The sequence below is a fragment of the Streptomyces sp. NPDC005648 genome (assembly GCF_040605395.1).
Lineage (GTDB): Bacteria > Actinomycetota > Actinomycetes > Streptomycetales > Streptomycetaceae > Streptomyces.
This window is the reverse complement of sequence record NZ_JBEXCS010000002.1, coordinates 104,968-123,743: the sequence shown is the minus strand read 5'-3', so window position 1 is coordinate 123,743 and position 18,776 is coordinate 104,968. Positions and strand designations below refer to the sequence as shown.

The 18,776-nt window shown below is 72.4% G+C and carries 11 protein-coding genes; 2 read left to right on the top strand and 9 right to left on the bottom strand.

Annotated features, from left to right (window positions below):
- Nucleotides 1-260 precede the first annotated feature (260 nt).
- Complete coding sequence (locus ABZT17_RS01920) at nucleotides 261-1,424, bottom strand: hypothetical protein (protein WP_356342435.1); 1,164 nt, start codon at nucleotides 1,422-1,424, stop codon at nucleotides 261-263.
- A gap of 210 nt (nucleotides 1,425-1,634) precedes the next feature.
- Here ABZT17_RS01920 and ABZT17_RS01915 point away from each other — a divergent pair, with 210 nt between their 5' ends.
- Nucleotides 1,635-2,642, top strand: coding sequence for an LAETG motif-containing sortase-dependent surface protein (locus ABZT17_RS01915; protein ID WP_356342433.1), 1,008 nt, complete (start codon nucleotides 1,635-1,637; stop codon nucleotides 2,640-2,642).
- Between the two features lie 96 nt (nucleotides 2,643-2,738).
- Here the strand turns inward: ABZT17_RS01915 and ABZT17_RS01910 are convergent, their stop codons facing one another.
- The 4 genes from ABZT17_RS01910 to ABZT17_RS01895 all read right to left on the bottom strand — a co-directional run bounded on the left by ABZT17_RS01910 (nucleotide 2,739) and on the right by ABZT17_RS01895 (nucleotide 8,988).
- On the bottom strand, nucleotides 2,739-4,520 hold the full coding sequence (locus ABZT17_RS01910; protein WP_356342431.1) for a GMC family oxidoreductase: 1,782 nt from the start codon (nucleotides 4,518-4,520) through the stop codon (nucleotides 2,739-2,741).
- Nucleotides 4,521-4,548: 28 nt separating this feature from the next.
- The gene (locus ABZT17_RS01905) at nucleotides 4,549-6,162 is read right to left on the bottom strand and encodes a succinic semialdehyde dehydrogenase (protein ID WP_356342428.1); all 1,614 of its coding nucleotides are present in this window, start codon (nucleotides 6,160-6,162) and stop codon (nucleotides 4,549-4,551) included.
- 158 nt (nucleotides 6,163-6,320) lie between these two features.
- Nucleotides 6,321-8,021, bottom strand: coding sequence for a serine/threonine-protein kinase (locus tag ABZT17_RS01900; RefSeq protein ID WP_356342426.1), 1,701 nt, complete (start codon nucleotides 8,019-8,021; stop codon nucleotides 6,321-6,323).
- 58 nt (nucleotides 8,022-8,079) lie between these two features.
- A complete protein-coding gene (locus ABZT17_RS01895; protein WP_356342423.1) occupies nucleotides 8,080-8,988 on the bottom strand; it encodes an MBL fold metallo-hydrolase in 909 nt (302 codons plus the stop codon).
- A gap of 72 nt (nucleotides 8,989-9,060) precedes the next feature.
- Here ABZT17_RS01895 and ABZT17_RS01890 point away from each other — a divergent pair, with 72 nt between their 5' ends.
- On the top strand, nucleotides 9,061-9,960 hold the full coding sequence (locus tag ABZT17_RS01890; RefSeq protein WP_356342421.1) for an AraC family transcriptional regulator: 900 nt from the start codon (nucleotides 9,061-9,063) through the stop codon (nucleotides 9,958-9,960).
- 1 nt (nucleotide 9,961) lies between these two features.
- Here the strand turns inward: ABZT17_RS01890 and ABZT17_RS01885 are convergent, their stop codons facing one another.
- From ABZT17_RS01885 to ABZT17_RS01870, 4 genes are all read right to left on the bottom strand, one after another.
- On the bottom strand, nucleotides 9,962-11,599 hold the full coding sequence (locus tag ABZT17_RS01885) for a serine/threonine-protein kinase (protein WP_356342418.1): 1,638 nt from the start codon (nucleotides 11,597-11,599) through the stop codon (nucleotides 9,962-9,964).
- Between the two features lie 85 nt (nucleotides 11,600-11,684).
- Nucleotides 11,685-13,349, bottom strand: a complete 1,665-nt coding sequence (locus ABZT17_RS01880; RefSeq protein WP_356342416.1) for a serine/threonine-protein kinase — start codon at nucleotides 13,347-13,349, stop codon at nucleotides 11,685-11,687.
- Nucleotides 13,350-13,422: 73 nt separating this feature from the next.
- Nucleotides 13,423-15,105, bottom strand: a complete 1,683-nt coding sequence (locus ABZT17_RS01875; protein WP_356342413.1) for a serine/threonine-protein kinase — start codon at nucleotides 15,103-15,105, stop codon at nucleotides 13,423-13,425.
- Between the two features lie 162 nt (nucleotides 15,106-15,267).
- Entirely contained in the window at nucleotides 15,268-18,642 is a 3,375-nt protein-coding gene (locus ABZT17_RS01870) for a protein kinase (RefSeq protein WP_356342411.1), read from the bottom strand.
- Between the last annotated feature and the right edge of the window lie 134 nt (nucleotides 18,643-18,776).

Below are 18,776 nucleotides of genomic sequence, written 5' to 3'. Positions count from 1 at the left end.
CGTAGAAAGCCCCCGGTCCCCCAAGTCCCTGCGCAGACAACCGCATTGCCGGCCTTCCGTAGTGCCAGAGGTCCAGACCGGGCGCCACAGGAAGCACTCGAGACAAGCGGCGCAACCCCCCGGCGCCGCTACCAGGCACCGGCGCTGCCCTGACGTCGGTGCTGACGGAGAAGGGCCCCGCGGCCAAGTCCCGCGGGGCCCTTCGCATGCCGATCAACCGGTCGGACACCCGTGGATCGAGGGGTCGGACCATCGAGGGGTCAGACCCGGGACACCGTCCCGCAGCCCTCCGTACGGCCGTCGTCGATGCCCTTGCTGCGGTCGTAGGGGTCCGTCGTCGGTCCCGTCGGGGGCGCGCTGGTCGGGGCGTCGCTGTCGAACTGCGGGTGCAGATAGCCGTCGTAGATGTCGCAGGCGCTGTTGCCGACCTCCTGGTCGTAGCGGCGGACGGCGATCTTGCCCCGGGTGACGGTGTACTTGGCCGGGTCGGACATCTCGACGTCGAGGACGCGGCGCACGATGGTGCGGGTGACCTCCTTCGAACCGTCGGCCTTCTGCACCGGGTAGACGAAGGTGTAGTCGGCGTGGATGGCGACGGAGGCCTGTTCGCCGGCCTTGAACGTCATGCGGCCGCGGGTCTTGATCACATCGCCGACCAGCTTGACCTCGGAGGGGTCGAAGCGGCTGAACATCCCCAGCGGATCATGCTTCTTGTCCGGTTTGCGCAACGAGGTGTTCAGCCGGTCCAGCAGGTCCTTCTGCTGAGGCTCGATCACGCTCAGGGCGGTGGTGGGGCGTTCGCCGCGCAGGGTGGCCGCGTTGAGGTTCGCGTCGGTGAGGAGCGTACGGGTCAGCTCCAGGGCCTGCTCGACCTGTGCCTTGCTGAGGCTGCCGACGGGGGTCGCCTTCGGCAGGACGATGCCGGCCTCGCCGTCGGCCCAGCGCAGTGCGGGGGACCCGGCGAACGGGTGGGCCGGCGTGGGGGTTTCGGGGTCGGCGGAGGAGGGCGGGGCCGTGGGAGCGGCGGTCTCGACGGGGAGGGGGGAGGCCGCGGCCGGGTCCGACGTGCCGGTGCCGAAGGGGTCGCCGGGCAGCAGCGACGGCTTCATCGCCACGACGGCCACCGCGCCGGCGACGAGCACGCCCAGCACCGACCACACCCTGCGGCGCCGGGCCGTGCGCCCGTTCATCTCCTGCCAGGCCGGGCCGGTGCGCCAGCCCTCCGGCTCCTTGCCCCGGGCGTCCTGCTGCCGCAGCCGTTCGGTGACCATACGGGCGCGCGCGGAGGGCTCCTTGGGCGGCGCGGTGCCGTGGTTCTCGAGGAACTTCTCCCATACGTCGTCGGGTATGGACGGTTCCTCGCCGGAACCGGGTCTCGGCTCTTGGGACGGTTTGTCGGCCACGGCGCCGGCACCTCTCTGCATGACTCGAACTGTGTGACTCGAACTGTGTGACGTCTGTCGAGCAGCAGAGCGTACGTGATGCAGGCAACATAAAGAATCTGTGAGGGCCCGTACAACCATTCACTCGCTTCACTGATCCAACCAGGCGAACCAAGGGCCACACCCCGCGCCCCACACGCGGAGCCCTCCACACTGGACTCCCTTGAGGTTTTGATGAAGCTTCGCCGTGCCATGGGTGTCGCAGCCGCGACCGCGGTCCTCGCCCCCCTCGCGCTGCTGTCGGCGCCGACCGCCTTCGCCGACGACCCGACCACGACGTCGGCCGGTCCCTCGGACACTCCTGGCGGCACGGCGTCCGTGTCCCCGACGGACACGGTCTCCTCGTCACCCACGGACACCGGCGTGCCGACCGGCACCGCGCCCGCGCCGACCGACTCGACGTCGGCCACCACGACGCCGAGCGGCACCCCGAGCGGGTCGACCAGCCCCGAGCCCTCCGAGTCCACCGACCCGAGCGAGGACCCGACCGACCCGGACGTGCCCTTCTGCGAGGACGTCGACAAGGATTACGCGGGCGCCAAGGTCTCCGCGGCCATCAAGGGTCTTCCGGGCAAGATCGTCGCGGGCGACGGGTTCCACCCGTTCAAGCTGACCGTCACCAACGACGCGAAGACCACCGTCGAGGGCGTCGCCTTCTACGCCGAGGTGGAGAACTACGAGCTCGACGAGGCGAAGTTCCTGAGCCCGTACGTCGACCTGGAGTTCAAGAACCCCGAGTCCGGTTCCTGGGACCGCATCGGCTCCGACGACTGGGCCGGTGACTACTTCTTCTACGTCGACAAGCTGAAGGCCGGCCAGAGCGAGACCGTCGATCTGCGGGTGGGCATCAGCTCCAAGGCCCCGGCCGGTGACGCCTACTCCTTCGGCTCGGGCGCCTACCTCGACAACGTCGACGGACAGGACTGCATCGCCGAGGGCTGGGCGCAGTACGACTTCGAGGTGCTGAAGGCCGGTTCGGCCAACCCCGCCCCGGGCTCCGCCACCCCGAGCGACAACGGCGGCAAGGAGTCGGTGAAGAAGCCGCAGGGCGAGATCTCCGACCTGCCGACCGGCAACCTCGCCGAGACCGGCTCCAGTTCCGCGCTCCCCGTGATCGGTCTCGTCGGCGGTGTCGCCGTCGTCGCCGGTGCGGGTGCGGTGTTCGCGGTGCGGCGGCGCAGGAGCGGCGCGAACGCGTAGCGCCCCGCGGCCGTAAGGCTCGTAGGAGAGGCAGCGCGCAAGGAGGTGAAGGACCCGCACTCGGAGGGGGGTGCGGGTCCTTCTCCGTGTGCGGCGCTACTTCTTCGGCGGCACCGTCGGCATCCCCAGGAACGGCAGCCTCAGTGCGCCGAAGGCCTCCGCGGGGACGGCCGGGGTCTTCGGCTCCACGGGGGCGAGGCGTTCGTACGACGATCCCTGCGCCGGGCGTGGGTCCTCCTCGCCCTTGTTGGGCCAGAAGGACATCGCCCGTTCGGCCTGGGCGGTGATCGTGAGGGACGGGTTCACGCCCAGGTTGGCCGAGACGGCGGCGCCGTCGACGACCGAGATGCCGGGGTGGCCGTAGAGACGGTGGTACGGGTCGATGACGCCGGTGTCGCGGGAGGCGCCGATGGGGCAGCCGCCGAGGAAGTGGGCGGTGAGGGGGGTGCCCATGAGCTCGCCGACGTTGGAGCCGGCGAAGCCGTTGATGTCGGCGGCGATGGCCGACGCGCTCTCCGAAGCGGCCTTGATCTGCTTGGGGTTGGGGGCGCCGTGGCCCTGGCGGGCGGTCAGCAGGCCCTTGCCCACGCCGTCGGGTTTCAGGTACGTCGTCAGGGAGTTGTCCAGCGACTGCATCACCAGGCCGATGATGGTCCGCTCCGACCAGCGGTGGTTGGAGAGGGAGCGGCCGACGAGGAGGGGGTGGCGGGCGGCGTTCGCCAGCCAGGCCAGGACCCTCGACGAGCCTTCCGCGTACGGCACCTGGAGGATCGACAGGCCGCCCATCGAGTTGGAGCCCTTGCCGTAGCGGACCGGCTCGATGTGGGTGTTCTCGTCCGGGTGGATCGAGGATGTGATGGCCACTCCGCGGGTGAAGTCGACCTTCGCCGCGCCGGTGGCCCTGCGGTAGCGCCGGTTGTCGGTCTGGGCGCCGACCAGGGCCTCGGAGTTGGTGCGGGTGAGCTCGCCCAACCGGTCGGAGATGTGCGGGAGTTGACCGCCCGCCTTCATACGGTGCAGCAGGGTCTGGGTGCCGTAGGTGCCGGCGGCGAGGACGACCTTGCGGGCCTTGAAGACGCGGCCCTTCGACGACTTGCGGCGGTCGTCGGTGGGGAGGGTGGCGATGGCGTAGCCGCCCTGGGAGTCGTCCGTGACGGAGACGACCGTCGTCATCGGGTGGACCACCGCGCCCGCCTTCTCGGCGAGGTGGAGGTAGTTCTCGTTGAGGGTGTTCTTGGCGCCGTGACGGCAGCCGGTCATGCACTCGCCGCACTCCGTGCAGGCCTTGCGGGCCGGGCCCGCGCCGCCGAAGTAGGGGTCGGCGACCTCGGTGCCCGGCGCCGCCCTCACCTTGCCCTCGGCGTCCTTGCCGTCGCCGAAGAAGACGCCGACCGGGGCCATGTGGAAGGTGTCGCCGACGCCCATCTTCTCGGCCGCCGACTTCAGATGGACGTCGGACGGGGTCATCGTCGGGTTGAGCCGTACGCCGAGCATGCGCCGGGCCTGGTCGTAGTACGGCTTCAACTCCTCCTGCCAGTCCGTGATGTCACGCCACTGGGGGTCGTCGAAGAACGGCTTCGGCGGTACGTAGAGGGTGTTGGCGTAGTTGAGGGAGCCGCCGCCGACTCCCGCTCCGGCCAGGACCATGACGTTGCCCAGCAGATGGATGCGCTGGATGCCGAACATGCCGAGTCTGGGGGCCCAGAGGTAGTTCTTGAGGTCCCAGGAGTTCTTCGGGAGCGTGTCGCGGGTGAAGCGGCGGCCGGCCTCCAGGACACCTACACGGTAGCCCTTCTCCGTCAGGCGCAGGGCGGTGACGCTGCCGCCGAAGCCCGAGCCGACGACGATGACGTCGTAGTCGTAGGTGTCCTGTGGCACATGCTCTCCTCGTTGAGAACGGGTGTTTCTACTTGAACCGGAGCGCCTTCATCGCCTTCAGGCTCCGGCTCATGAACGCCGCGTACTTCTCGTCGTCCATCCCGAGTGAGGGCGCCATCGGCAGCAACCGCTGCTGTGCGACCGTCTGGGCCTCCGTGTACTTGAGGATGCCCTCCGAGCCGTGGCGGCGGCCCAGGCCCGAGTCCTTCATGCCGCCCATGGGGGACTGGACGCTGCCGTAGGCGGGGGCGTAGCCCTCGTTGACGTTGACCGTGCCGGTGCGCAGACGGGCGGCGACCGCGCGACCACGGCTGCCGTTCTTCGTCCAGACCGAGGAATTGAGGCCGTACGCCGTGGAGTTGGCCTGCTCGATCGCCTCGTCCTCGGTCTTGAAACGGTAGATGGAGACGACGGGACCGAAGGTCTCCTCCGCGCAGACCGCCATCGGTTCCGTGACACCGTCGAGGATGGTCGGCTCGAAGAAGTAGGGGCCGATGTCCGGGCGGGCGACTCCGCCGGCGACCAGCTTCGCGCCCTTCTCGACCGCCTCCTCGACATGCCGGGTGACCGTCTCCAGCTGGCGCTCCCCCACCAGGGAGCCCATGTCGGCGCCGTAGGCGAGGGACTTGCCGAGCCGCATCGACCGGGTGCGGGCGGCGAATCGCTCCAGGAAGGCGTCGGCGATCGACTCGTGGACGTACAACCGCTCGATGGAGATGCAGAGTTGGCCGGCGGAAGAGAAACAGGCGCGGACCGCTCCGGCCGCCGCCTTCTCGATGTCGGCGTCCTCCAGGACCAGCATGGCGTTCTTGCCGCCGAGTTCGAGGGAGACACCGACCAGCCGGGCGGCGGCGCCCTGGGCGACCTCGCGGCCGGTGCGGGTGGAGCCGGTGAAGGAGACGTAGTCGGCGTGCCGGACGACCTCGGGGCCGACGACCGGGCCGTCACCGAGGACGACCTGGAAGACATCGGCGGGCAGGCCGGCCTCGATGAGGAGGTCGCGGGCCCACAGGGCGGTGAGGCAGGTCTCGGTGTCCGGCTTCATCACGACCGCGTTGCCCGCGACGAAGGCGGGGAGCGCGTCGCCGACCGACAGCTCCAGGGGGTAGTTCCAGGGGGCGATCTGGCCGACGACGCCCCGCGGGTGGCGGAGTTCGGTGACCTTGGTGAGGGTCGGGACGGCGCCCGTGTGGCCCTTCGGCTTCAGATAGGAGGGGGCCTTGCGGCCGTAGTGGCGGGCCGCGACGGCGACGGCCTGGACCTCCTCGTGGGCGTGGAGGCGGGCCTTGCCGGTCTCCAGCTGGATGAGGTCGAGGACCTCGGCCTGGCGTTCCAGGATCAGGTCGTGGAAGCGGAGCAGGACCGCCGCCCGCTGCCGGACCGGCTTCCGCGCCCACACGGCCTGCGCCCTGCGGGCCGCGTCGTAGGCCTTCGCCACGTCCTCGGGCGTCGACTCCGGCAGGTCGGCCAGCTTCTCGCCGGTGAACGGCGTGTGGTTGGCGGTACGGCCGGAGCCCACCACACCCTTGGTCAGCTGGGCGACCAGCTCGGGGGTGACCACGTCCGCGGCGGTACGGGCGCCCTCCGGGGCGGGGGCGAGGGGGTTGGTGCCGGTCTTGGCCTGGGCATGCGCTTCCGTCATGAGGCGCAGGGTATGCCGGAGCGGAGCCTTTGGGTACCCGTCGGTAACGCGGCTTCACCGACCGCACACACGCCGCCAGTGGTCACTGGCAGGGTTTGCGCTGATCAGGGGGTGGGGGCGGGCGGCACGGGGACGGTTCGGCCTTCTCCGAATGGCTTTCAGCGCTTTCCGATCACCAGGCGTTCCCGCGCGCCCTTGAAGAGAGCGGTGCCCTGCTTCTCGTCCGGGGTGCCCTTGGGCATGTCGACGCGCAGTTCGTACATCCGGTCGTCGTCGGTGCGGATGAACAGCGCCATGGCGCGGCTGCGGGTGTCGTCCGGGCCGTAGGTGGTGTCGGCGAGGACGGCCTCGTAGCCGTGGAAGCGGGTGGCGGTGTACTGGCTGCCGCCCGCGCCCCGCTCCGCCAGCGCCTCGGCGGACTGTCTCGCCCTGGCCATGGGCGTGGCCGGGGCCTTGTCCCACTCCGTGAACTGGACCTCGAAGGGCCCGCCCGTGTAGAGCGCGGCGCGGGGCTGGTCCTGGGCGTCGCCGCGGCCCTGGGTCCGCGTATATCCCTGCGGCAGCGAGAGGACGGCGTCCATCGCCTTCTCCGAATGCTCGGTCCAGGCACCCACGACGGGCCTCGCGCTCTCCACGCGTCCCGGTGCCTCGGCGAGCGTGGCGGTCTGCCCGGCGACCGCGCTGTCCTCGGTGTCGCCGAAGTAGGAGGCGGCGAACCAGGTGCCGCCGACGAGCAGGACGGCGGCCGCGGCGAGGGCGGCGCGACGGCGGAGGACGGCGCGGCGGGGAGCGGGACGCCCCGGGGCCGGGTGGGGCACGCCGGTGGTGACGGGTTCGGCCGACGGCTGCGGCTCCGGCCCTGGTTCCGGCTCCGATTTCCGTACGGCGTCGGGGTCCGCCGAGTCCGGCGCCGCCGGCGCGGTACCCAGCCGCACGGTTCCCACGTCGTCCCCGAACTCCCCGAGACGTAAGCCTTCCTGAGCCTCCGTCACACTCGTTCCGGCGGCGAGCTCCGGCACCGGCCGCCCTTCGGCCACCGCCTCCAGTACGGCCCCCACCTCCTCCGCACCGGGCCGCCGTTCGGGATCCTTGACCAGCAGGGCGGCGATCAGCGGCCCGAGGGCACCCGCCTGCCGGGGCCTCGGCGGATCGGCGGCGATGACCGCGGCGAGCGTGGACTCCAACGTCGTACGGCGAAACGGCGATGCCCCTTCCACGGCCGCGTACAGCAGCACGCCCAGGGACCACAGGTCGGAGGACGGCCCGGCGCCCCGCCCCGACATCCGCTCCGGTGCCACGAATTCGAGGGAGCCGACGAACTCCCCGCTCATGGTGAGGGATTCCTCGCCCTGGACGTGGGCGATGCCGAAGTCGGTGAGGACGACGCGGTCATGGGCGCCCAGCAGGACGTTGGCGGGCTTGACGTCCCGGTGGACGATCCCGACGGCGTGCGCGGCGCGCAGGGCGCCGAGGACGGCATGGCCGATGCGGGCGGCTTCCCGGGCGGGCAGCGGACCGCGCCGGAGCACCTCGTGCAGGGACTCGCCGCGGATCAACTCCATGACGATCCACGGGAGTCCGTCCTCCTCCACCACCACGTCATGGATGGAGACGGCCGCCGGGTGGTCGACGCGGGCCGCGGCGCGGGCCTCGCGGTAGAGGCGGTGGGCGGCCCGCTGCCGGTGCTCGTCCTCCGGATCGCCGGGCAGCCGGGGCTCCTTGACCGCGACGTCCCGGTCCACGAGTTCATCGTGGGCCTGCCACACGGTGCCCATACCGCCGGAGCCGACGCGCTCGCTCAGCCGGTAGCGCCCGCCGAGCAACCGACCCACGCGCGTATGTTCGCCGCCAGCACTCATGCCCCATGACTACCGTGCGGGGCGTCGCCTTGTCGACGCGGGGCGGGTGTCACAAGGGTTACGGCGTCCAGTGCGCGAAGGCGTACGCCGGTCCGTGCCGCCGTATCTCCACCACCCCCGAGCCGCCGAAGTGTGCGGGCACCACCAACTCGCCTTCCTCCACGGCCCGTTCCAGCACCCGCTGCCGGCTCGCGGCGGCCTGCGCGGGGGCCAGGCAGAAGCAGCTGCTGTGCCCGGGGTGCAGGATCTGGACGGGGCTGTGCAGCAGGTCGCCGACGAAGACGGCGTGCTCACCGCGGGAGGTGACGCGGAGGACGGACGAGCCGGGGGTGTGTCCCGGGGCCGCTTCGAGTGTGAGGTTCTCGTCGATCCGGTACTCCCCGTCCCACAGCACGGCCTGACCCGACTTGTGCACGGGCGCGATGCTGTCCTCGTAGGTGAACCGGTCGTCGGGGCGCAGGCCGCCGCCGTACTCGCCGTCGGGGCCGAAGTGGTGGTCGTCGGGGGCGGGCAGGAGGTAGGTGGCGTCGGGGAAGGTGGGCACCCAGGCGCCGTCGGCGTCAAGGGTGTTCCAGCCGACGTGATCGCCGTGGATGTGGGTGTTGACGACCACGTCCACGTCCTGGGGCCGCACGCCCGCCCGCGCCGCCAGTCGCGCGGGCAGCCCCTCGCCCTGCTGCCGGTGGAAGGCCGGATTGCCGGGCCGCTCCCGCCCGTGTCCGACCCCGGTGTCCACCAGGACGGTCCGTCCGCCGCTGCGCAGCACCCAGGTCTGCAGGGCGACCACGGCGTGGTCGGTGCCGGGATCCCAGTGGTCGGGGGCGAGCGCCTCCCGGTTGTCGTGCCACACCTCGGCGCCGAGCCCCGGGACGAGATCGAGGGCGGGGGCGAACGGGGCCTGCCACTCGACGACCCGGCGGACCTCGACATCACCGATCTGGAAAGCCTGTGCGTTGTCATCAGCCATGCCCACCACGCTAGAAGCGCGATGGTGAGCATTCCAATGCCCTTCTCGCTCAGTCCGATACGCTTGCGTCTCATGGATGTGGTCAGTGACGCGATCTCGGCGGTGCGCATCGGGCAACCCTCCTCGAACCGGCTGCGGGTGGGCGGGAGCTGGTGCACCCGGCTCGCGCCCTATGAGGGGGCGGGGTTCCATGTCGTCCTGGCGGGCGGCTGCTGGCTGCGGCCGGACGGGGACGGTGCGCCGGTGACGCTGGGCGCGGGGGATGTCGTACTGCTGCCGCACGGGGCGGGGCATGTGCTGGCGGACGCTCCGGGGGACACGGCGCGGGCGGTGCCGTTCGAGCAGATGCGCAGGCCGGCCGGGGATCCCGGCGGGCGGGAGGCGGAACTGCTGTGCGGGAAGTACCGGCTGGACCACAGCCGGGTCCACCCGCTGCTGGCGGAGCTTCCGGAGGTGGTGCACCTGCCCAACCGGGTCGGCGCGCACCCCGAACTCCGCGCGGCCGTCGACCTGTTGGCCCGTGAGCTGGACGACCGCCGGCCCGGCTCCTGTCTCGCCCTGCCGAGCCTGCTCGACCTGCTGCTGATCTACATGGTCCGGGCGTGGATGGCTCAGGCGGAGACCGGCGCCTGGCCGACGGTCCTCAGCGACCCGGTGACCACGGCCGCCCTGCGTGCCCTGCACTCCGACCCGGCGGCCCCCTGGACCAACGACCGGCTGGCGGCGGAGGCGGGGGTGTCCCGGGCGACGCTCGCACGCAGGTTCACCACGCTGGTCGGGCGGCCGCCCATGGCCTATCTGACGTGGTGGCGGCTGACCCGCACCGCCACCCTCCTCCGCGACACCGACACACCCCTGGCCTCGGTGGCCCGTGAGACGGGGTACAGCAGCCCGTACGCCCTCTCGCACGCGTTCAGCCGGGAGTTCGGGGTGACGCCCGGCAGGTATCGGGCGCAGGTGCGGGAGCGGTGAGTCAGACCTTGTCGAGCCCCAGGTTCCCGATCGTCGCCTTCGCCACCTCGCGCCCGCGCGCCGTGAAGTCCCCCCTGCCCGGATAGACGACCGTCAGCTTGTACATGTCGCCCGCGGTGGACTTGTAGTAGAAGATCTTCGCCTCGCGCGGGAGGGGGTTCTGCGAGTCGTCGAGGAGGTAGGTGAGCGTGTTCTCCGCCGCCTTCCTGCCGCGGTAGGTGAGGGACGGCTCGGTGTCGGCCTTCGGGCCCTCCGGCATCTGGAGGTCGTAGTCGCCGGAGGACTTGAACGTGCCGTTGTCGTCGTACATCTGCGCCGCTGCGGAGTCCTTGATGGTGTTCGAGGCGTCCTCGGACCTGCGGGTCACGGTCAGGTTGATGACGATGCTGCCGCTCGGGTCGCTGTACACCACCCAGTGGCTCTTGTCCGTCTTGCGGTCCGGAACGGTTCTGCGGTACTCCCGCGGGACGGCGAGGGTCGCGGTGACGTCCCGCTCGTGCTTCTTCTGCCAGCCGTCGGGCAGCGGGCCCGCGAAGGGGGTCGCGATCAGGACGTACGCCAGCGCGGCGGCGACCACCGCCGCGATCCCGCCGCCGAACAGCGCCCCTCGGCCGAGTCTCAGCGTGAGGCCGCCGCCCTTGGCAGGGCCGTTCGCATACCGCAGGGGCTGTGTCGGCTCCGGGACGGGCGGGTTCGCCGCCGCCTCCAGCAGGGCGCGCACCCTCGCCGCGTTCGGCCGGCGCGCCGGGTCCTTCTCCAGCAGGCCCGTGATCAGCTCCGCCAGCGGGCCGGACGCCGTGGCGGGCGCGGGCGGGGTGGTGTTCAGGACCGACTGGAGGGTGGCCGGGGTGTTGCTGCGGCGGAACGGGGAGACACCCTCGGTCGCCGCGTACAGCACCACGCCCAGCGACCAGAGGTCGGAGGCGGGGCCCGGGCGCTGGCCCAGCACCCGTTCCGGCGCGATGTACTCGGGCGAGCCGACGAACCCGCCGGTGTCCGTCAGATTGGTCTCGCCCTCGATCTGGGCGATGCCGAAGTCGGTGAGCACGACCCGGTCGTGGCGGCCGAGCAGGACGTTGTCCGGTTTCACGTCACGGTGCAGGATGCCGGCCTCGTGCGCGGCCTCCAGCGCGCCGAGCACCTCCAGGCCGATCCGCGCCGCCTCGCGGGCGTCGAGCGTGCCCTCCTGCAGCGCGCTGCCCAGCGAACGGCCCCGCACCAGCTCCATCACGATCCACGGCCGGCCGTCCACGACGGCCACGTCGTGCACATTGACCACGGCCGGGTGGTCGAGGCGGGCCGCCGCGCGTGCCTCCCGCCGCATCCGCTCGAAGGCGTTGGCGCGTTCCCGTTCGGGAAGGTGATCGGGGACACGGGGTTCCTTGACGGCGACCTCCCGGTCGACCGTCTCGTCCTTCGCCCGCCACACCGTGCCCATACCGCCGTGCCCGAGCTTGCTCAACAGCCGGTAGCGGCCGGCGATGAGCCGTCCGACGCCGACATCCTCGGCCGGGGCCGCCGGGGCGGGCACCGCATAGGGGTTGCCGGGCACCGGACCGGCCGCAGGCGGGCTCGGCGGTTGCAGAACGAAACTCGTCGGCTCGTCGGACCGGTGCGGGACTCCCCCGTTGTTGCTCATGAGTCCATCCATATCGCGCCGACCGCTCCCGCATCCACAGGGAACGCTTTCCGGTCACACACCCGTGACCAACCCGACCGCCCTCTTACGTGGCCACGAAGGTGTCCAGTGCCACGTCGAAGTACTCCTTCGCCTCGCGCACCTTCCCGACCGGCGCCGACACCCACACGTCGTACATCTGTCCGCCCTCCTCCCAGCACAGGTCGTAGGTGTGCCGGGGGCCCTCCGCCGTGCTGAAGCCGTTCCAGGTGAACTCCCAGAGGGCGGCGGGGTGTCCGTCGTGCGTGGTGGAGGTGACCTTGCCGTCGTGGTAGCCGGGGTTGGTGTCCGGGCCCGCGGCGGCCGAGCGATTCATCACCGCGAGCGGGCCGTCCGGATCCGGGTCGACGACCTTGATGCCGAGGCGGAACGTCTCACCCGGCGACATGTAGAAGACACGCTCGCCCTGGGGCTTGCGGGTGAAGTCCTGCGGTACGGCGAGGGAGAAGCCGCCGGGGTCGTCGGCGACACGGTAGCCGGAGGGCGCGGAGGGGCCGGTCGGGGTGGAGGCGGGCGGCGCCGAGGTCGCCGTACCGGACGGGGTGGAGTGGCTGGAGGAGCCGGTCGGGCCGGATGTTCCCGAACCTCCGGACGGCGCGGATGCCGACGCGCTCACCGACGTCCGCGGTCCCGGGCTCCCCGGGGTGCCGCCGTCGCCGCCGTCGCCCTGGTTCATCAGCAGCGCCGCCGCCGACACGCCCGCACCGGCCATCGCGGCGACCAGCAGCGCGGACACCAGCACGCCCCGGGTGGAGCGCCGGGTCTCGACGGTCGGGGCCGGGGCGGGAACCGGGGTCGGCGCCGGCGGAGGGGTCGGGCGGGTCACGTTCCGCTGGGTCGGTGTGTAGCCGGACGGCGGCACCTCCGGGGTGACACCGGTCTCCCGGAAGGCGCGCAGCATCCGCTCGGCCTGCTCCGCGTCCAGCCGCCGGTCCGGGTCGCGCTCCAACAGGCCCCGTACGACGGGCAGCAGGGGCCCGGCCTGGGCCGGCGGCCGGATCTCGTCGAAGACGACGGCGTGCAGGATGCCGCCCAACGAGTCGCGGCGGAACGGTGATTCACCGCTCAGGACCGTGCACAGCAGCGCGCCGAGCGACCACAGGTCGGACTCCGGGCCGGTCCTGGCGCCCGACATCCGCTCGGGGGCGGTGTATTCGGGCGAGCCGACGAAGGAACCGGTCTCGGTGAGCGTCGTGGCCCCCGCGACCTGCGCGATACCGAAGTCGGTGAGGACGACACGGTCGGTGCCGGCCTCCAGCAGGACGTTGGCGGGCTTGATGTCCCGGTGCAGTACACCGGCCGCGTGCGCGGTGCGCAGCGCGCTCAGCAGGCCCACGCCGATCCGCGCGCTCTCGCGGGCGTCGAGCGGGCCGCGCGCGGAGATACGGTCGGCGAGCGAGCCGCCGTCGATCAACTCCATGACGATGTAAGGGCGTTCGTCGTGCTCGACCACGTCATGGACGACGATGATGTGCGGGTGGCGCAACTGGGCCACGGCACGCGCCTCGCGCAGGGTGCGGTCGCGCTGGCGCCGGGCCTCCTCCTCGGAGAGGGTCTCGTCGAGGTCGAGCGGTATCTCCTTGACGGCGACCTGCCGGCCGAGCAGTTCGTCGGTCGCCCGCCACACCACACCCATACCGCCGCGCCCGAGCCGTGCCTCGAGCCGATACCGGCCCGCGATGACACGGACGCCTGCCCCCTCGGTCCCCATGCGCCCCATCATGCCGCACCGGACGGCCGGGCTCCGGGGCGGCGACCGGCCAACCCGGCCGGATCCCGTCCCACTACGGCGAGGTCTTCTCCTGGAAGCCCCGCAGGATCCGGTCGAACTGCTTGCTGGTGGTGGCCCAGTCACCGGCCGGCGAGGCCTCGTAGAGGGCGTACTCGGTGCCTTCACTGTTCATGTAGGCGACGTCGATCGCACGGTAGGGGCCCGGGAAGTAGTGCGGCGGGTCCTTGGCCAGCGCGTTCCACGTGTACTCCCAGCGGACGCCCGGCAGGTCGCGGAAGACCTGCTCCTTGAGACTCAGCAGCTGGTACCCCCGCAGCCGCTGCGAGACCTGCACCTCCAGGTTGCTCATGTGCTTGTAGGCGGTGTCGAAGTCCGGCGCGGTGTCGACGGCGACCCGGACCAGGTGTTTGCCCCGGTCGGGCGAGAAGTCGACCTGCCTCAGACCGCCCTGGTCGATGGAGACGGACCGCTTCCACCCCTTGGGCAGGGAGATGCTGAAGCCCACCGGGTCGTCCCGCCGTTCCCAGCCGTCGGGGAGGGCTCCCTGAGGGCTCCCGGTCGGTGTGCTGTTCGCCGACGGGCTCTTGGACCCGGAGGCGCTGCCGCCGTCCGACCGAAAGACATCGGCCCACTGCCGCAGCGACACGGCCACACCGCCGCTGATGATCACCGCGAGCACGACCAGGAGGACGAAGGTGCGCAGGCGGTGTCGCTTGCCGGCGGGCGGGACGGTGACGGGGCCGGTGGCTCCCGGCTGCCCGGTACCCATACCGGTCGGGCCGATCGAGGTCGGCGCGGTGACCGGCGGGTACGGCGTGCTGCCGAAGGTCTGCCGTCCCGTGCCGGTGCCGGTGGCCCCCGTGTCGTAGGCGGAGGGACCGCCGTGCCAGGTGGGCACATACGCCTGGGCCGCGTTGGGGCGCCGCCCCTCCATCGCCTCGGCGAGCATCTGCTCGGCCTCGGCCGCGGAGGGACGTGCGGCGGGGTCCTTGGCCAGCAGCGCGGCCATGACGGGTCCGAGCGCACCGGCGTACCGCGGCTCGGCGGCCTCCTCCTCGACGACCGCCTGCATGGTGCCGAGCGGCGAGGTGCGGCGGAACGGCGATCTGCCCTCCACCGCCGTGTACAGCGTGGCGCCGAGCGCCCACAGGTCGGAGGCGGGGCCCGGGTCGTGGCCGCGAACGCGCTCGGGGGCGAGATAGTCGACGGAGCCCACGACCTCGCCGGTGCGGGTGATCGTCGTATCGCCCTCGATCTGGGCGATGCCGAAGTCGGTGAGCAGGACACGGCCGTCGTGCCCGATGAGGACGTTGCCGGGCTTCACATCGCGGTGCAGGACGCCGGCGGAGTGCGCGGCGCGCAGCGCCCGCAGCACCCACAGTCCGATCCGCGCGGCCTCGGCGGGCTCGACCCGGCCGCGCTCCTTGACCGCGTCGGCGAGCGAGTGCCCCTCGACGAGCTCCATGACGATCCACGGCCGGCCGTCGTGTTCGAGCACATCGTGGACGGTGACGACGGCGGAGTGGTTGATCCGGGCAGCGGCCCGCGCCTCGGCGCGGGTACGCGCGAGCAACCGCTCCTGGTCGCTCTCGGACACATAGAGCGCGGCGGTCAGTTCCTTGATCGCGACGGCCCGGTGCAGCACTTCGTCATGCGCACGCCACACACGCCCCATGCCGCCGCTGCCGATGGACTCGGCGAGCCGGTAGCGGCCCGCGACGAGCTGGCCCTGCATTTGATTCACGTTGCCCCGCAATGCTCTTGACAGGGTCAGACTAAGGACTGGACCACCCGCAGGGAACAAGCGGGGCCCCAAGTGACAGCACTGTGACGGTTGTCGCTTCGCCCCCCGACCGGGAACTGTTCGGGGGGCGGCACGCTCGGTGAGCGGAAGGCCTCACCCCGTGTAGGCGTAGGTCGAGGACGCCTGGTCGTAGAGCTTGGTCACCTCGTCCCGCTGGGACTCCGGGCCTCGCACCTGTACGACGTGATAGCGCCCGTTGATGAGGATCGCGAGGTTGCGGACGTACAGGTCGCGCCCGTCGCCGTCGGTCCAGGTGAACTGCCCCTCGGCCATGACCCGCGTCCCCACGGTGATGGTCCGCAGCCCGGTCGCGGTGGCCCAGCTGGAGCTGCGGTACGGCTGCAACTCGTGCTCCTCGTCGCGCTGGTAGGCCATCGGGTCGCTGCCGTAGGTGACGGCGCCGTCCCGCCCGGCGACGATGATCAGCTCGTAGTCGCCCTTGGAGTAGACGACCTGGTTCCAGGCGTTCTTCCCTGTCCGCGTCCACCCCTTGGCGACCGCGACCTGGAATCCCTCGGGGTCCTTGCGCACGGTGAATCCTGCGGCGACATCGGGGTCGGTGGTCTGCGTCTCGGTGGCCCCGGCGGAGGCGGAGGCGCTCGGAGTGCCGGTCGAACCGGGCGAGGACTGCCCTTGAGACGGCCGGCCGCCGGTACTCCCCTTGCCGGACTGCACGGGTGCGGGACTGACGGCACCGTCGGCACCGGTCCGCTCGCTGCCGCCGGACGCGCCGTCCTGGCCCGCCTTCGGCATGAACAGCATGGCGTACGCCACCGCGCCGGCCAGCAGAAGCAGGATCAGCAGAAGCAGCGTCCGGCCGAGCCGGCGCGGTGAACCCGCCTGCTCCTTGGCCCGCTTGTGCCGCCCGTGCGCGGTGGTCGCGGGCAGCCCGGCCCGGCGCCGGCGCACGAGCTCCCCGCGCCGGCGGACGATGGGCAGCCGGCTGGGGTCGGCGGGCGGCGCGGCGACGACATGCGTGCCGGCCTCCGGCTCGGGCGCGGACCGCACGAGGGAGCGCAGCCAGCCCCTGAGCTCCTCGAAGTCGAGCCGCTCGGTGGGGTCCTGGCGCAGCAGGGACTCGACGACGGGCCTGAGGGGCCCGCACTCCTCGGCGAAGGCGGGCGGCTCGGCACACACCATCTGCACCAGCTCGGCCGTCGACTCCTCCGGATACGGCGCGTGCCCCTGCACGGCCCGGAACAGCAACGCCCCCAGCGCCCACAGATCCGTCGCGGGCCCGATCGGCGCGGCCAGCTGCCAGTTCTCGTGCACCGGCCCGGCCTGCTCAGGCGCCCACCGCTCGGTGACGGGCCCCACCACAGCCATACGAGCCTGCCGAGCCCGCTCCGCAGCGAGCGCGGTGGCGGGCCCCCGAGGAGGCCCGGGAGTACCGGCGACCAAGTCGGTCCAACGGGTGGGGGGTTGGGGGGTGGCGGGGGCGCCGACGCCGGCGCCGGGATGGGCGGGGGCATTGGGGACGCCGGAGCGGGCGGGGGCGCCAGAAAGACTGGGGTGCGCGGGGGCGCCGGCGCCGGGGTAAGGGGAGGCGGATGAGGCGTCTTGGGCGGGGGCCGGGGCGCCGGGGTAGGGGGTGGCGGAGGCGGGCGCGCCGGGCGCGGGAGCGCCGGGGTACGGGTGGGCCGAGCTGGAGGTGTCAGGCGCGGAGGCCGGAGCGCCGGAGTAGGGGGTGACGCGAGCGTTCGCGCCGGGCGCCGGGGCGCCGGGGTACGGATGGGTGGGGCTGGAGGTGTCGGGCGTGGACGGGGTCGCCATCCCGAATCCCGGGGCGTTCGGCAGTCCCGCCGGGGGAGCCGTGCCGAGACCGGGGGCGGGGGCGCCGGGTGTGGCCGTGTCGCCGGCGCTCCGCGGGAGGCCGGGGGGCGTGACTTCACCGCTCCGCCGGTCACCGGGGTGCGAGACGCCTGCGCCGGTACCGCCACGCGGTGTCGCCCCGTGCCAGGAGGTGCCGCCCACCCCATAGGGGTCGGCTATTCGGCCCGGCGGTGTGGTGGTACCGGGCACGCTCTCGACGCCCTCGCCGGAGGCATACGGCGGTGCGGTGCCGTCGGGGCGCGGTGCGGGCACGCCGCTGTCGGCGGGATACGGCTGGACCGCGCCATTGGGATGGGCCGCGCCCACGCCCCCGTCGGCCGGATACCGCTGCCCCGCACCACCGGACCGCCCCGCGTCCGCCTCCTCCCCGCCCGACGCATACGACTGCCCCGCATCCCCAGGACGCGCCGCCTCCAGACCCCCGCCCGGCGGGTACGGCTGCGCCCCATTGGCCAACGCCGCCGGACCATCACCCAGGTACGACTGCCCCGCATCCCCAGGACGCGCCGCCTCCAGACCCCCGCCCGGCGGGTACGGCTGCGCCGACCCGTTGGTCAACGCCGCGGGGCCGTTCTCCTGGGTGGGACGGGCTCCCGGGAGTGCTGCCCTGCCGTTCTGGGCCTCCTGGACCCGGGCGGCGGCACGGGCGCCCGCCCGGTACGCCGCGATCGCCCCGGCCCGCGCGGCCCTGATGTCCCCGCCGCTCTCCAGCGCCTTGGGCGCGAACGTCCCGCTCCCACCACTCCCGTTGGCCGTATCGGCGTCGACCCCGGGCAGCCCTCCCGCCGTACGCGCCCTGATGGCCGCACTCCGAGCGGCGACGGGATCGACACCACCGACCCCGCTCTGCGCGACCAGACCACCGGGTGAGCCGGGACCGACCAGCCCACCGCCGGCGCCCCCTTGAGGCCCCTGGCCTCCACGAGCCCCCGGCCCACCCTGTGGGCCGGACGCGTCGACCCCGCCTTGATCACTCGGAGTTACCGGGCCGCCCGGTCCATGCGCGCCACCGGCACCGCCCCCGGCCCCGTCCTCCACCGGCACCGGGTCATACCCGCACAGCGCCTCCTCCGCCGCCCCCACCGCGAGGCCGGTCAGCATCACACGGCCGTCCTCGCAGACGAGTACCGTGCGGGCGGTGATGTTCCGGTGGACCCAGCCATGGGCGTGCAGCACGCGCAGTGCCATGAGGACGTCGGAGGCGACCTCGGCCGCGCGATACGGTGTGAGCGGCTTCTCGGCCATCAGCGTCGCCAGTGACCGCGCGGCCACCACCTCGCTCACGATCCACAGCGACCCGCCCTCGGCGAACACGTCGAAGACCTGGTCGAGCCGCGGATGGTCAGGTATCCGCGCGGCGGCCTGAGCCGCCTCGACCGCCCGCCGCACCGCGGGATCGGTCGGCCGCCGAGTCCCCGGTCGCGCCGCGGGCCTACGTGCCGTGAACCCGTCGGGCAGCCCCTCCGCGTCGAGCACCTCCGCCTCGACGACCTCCGGCAACGGCACCTGCCGGACCAGGACTTCCTGCCCGCTGTAGGTGTCGAAGGCGCGGGTCTCGGTGAGTTCGTACTCGTCGGAGGGTGGCAGCGGCAGGCGGTAGCGGTCGGCAAGAACCCGACCCGCGTAGTCGTCCACATTGCCTCCCTCAGCCGCCCGGTTGGTCAATTCCGTTCGCCCTGCGCACCGTTGTGAACGCATACCCGGATGCGTACGGTCCACAAGCCTTCACGATACGTGCCGGAGGCAACAGGCAAAGTGGGCTTGCCGTA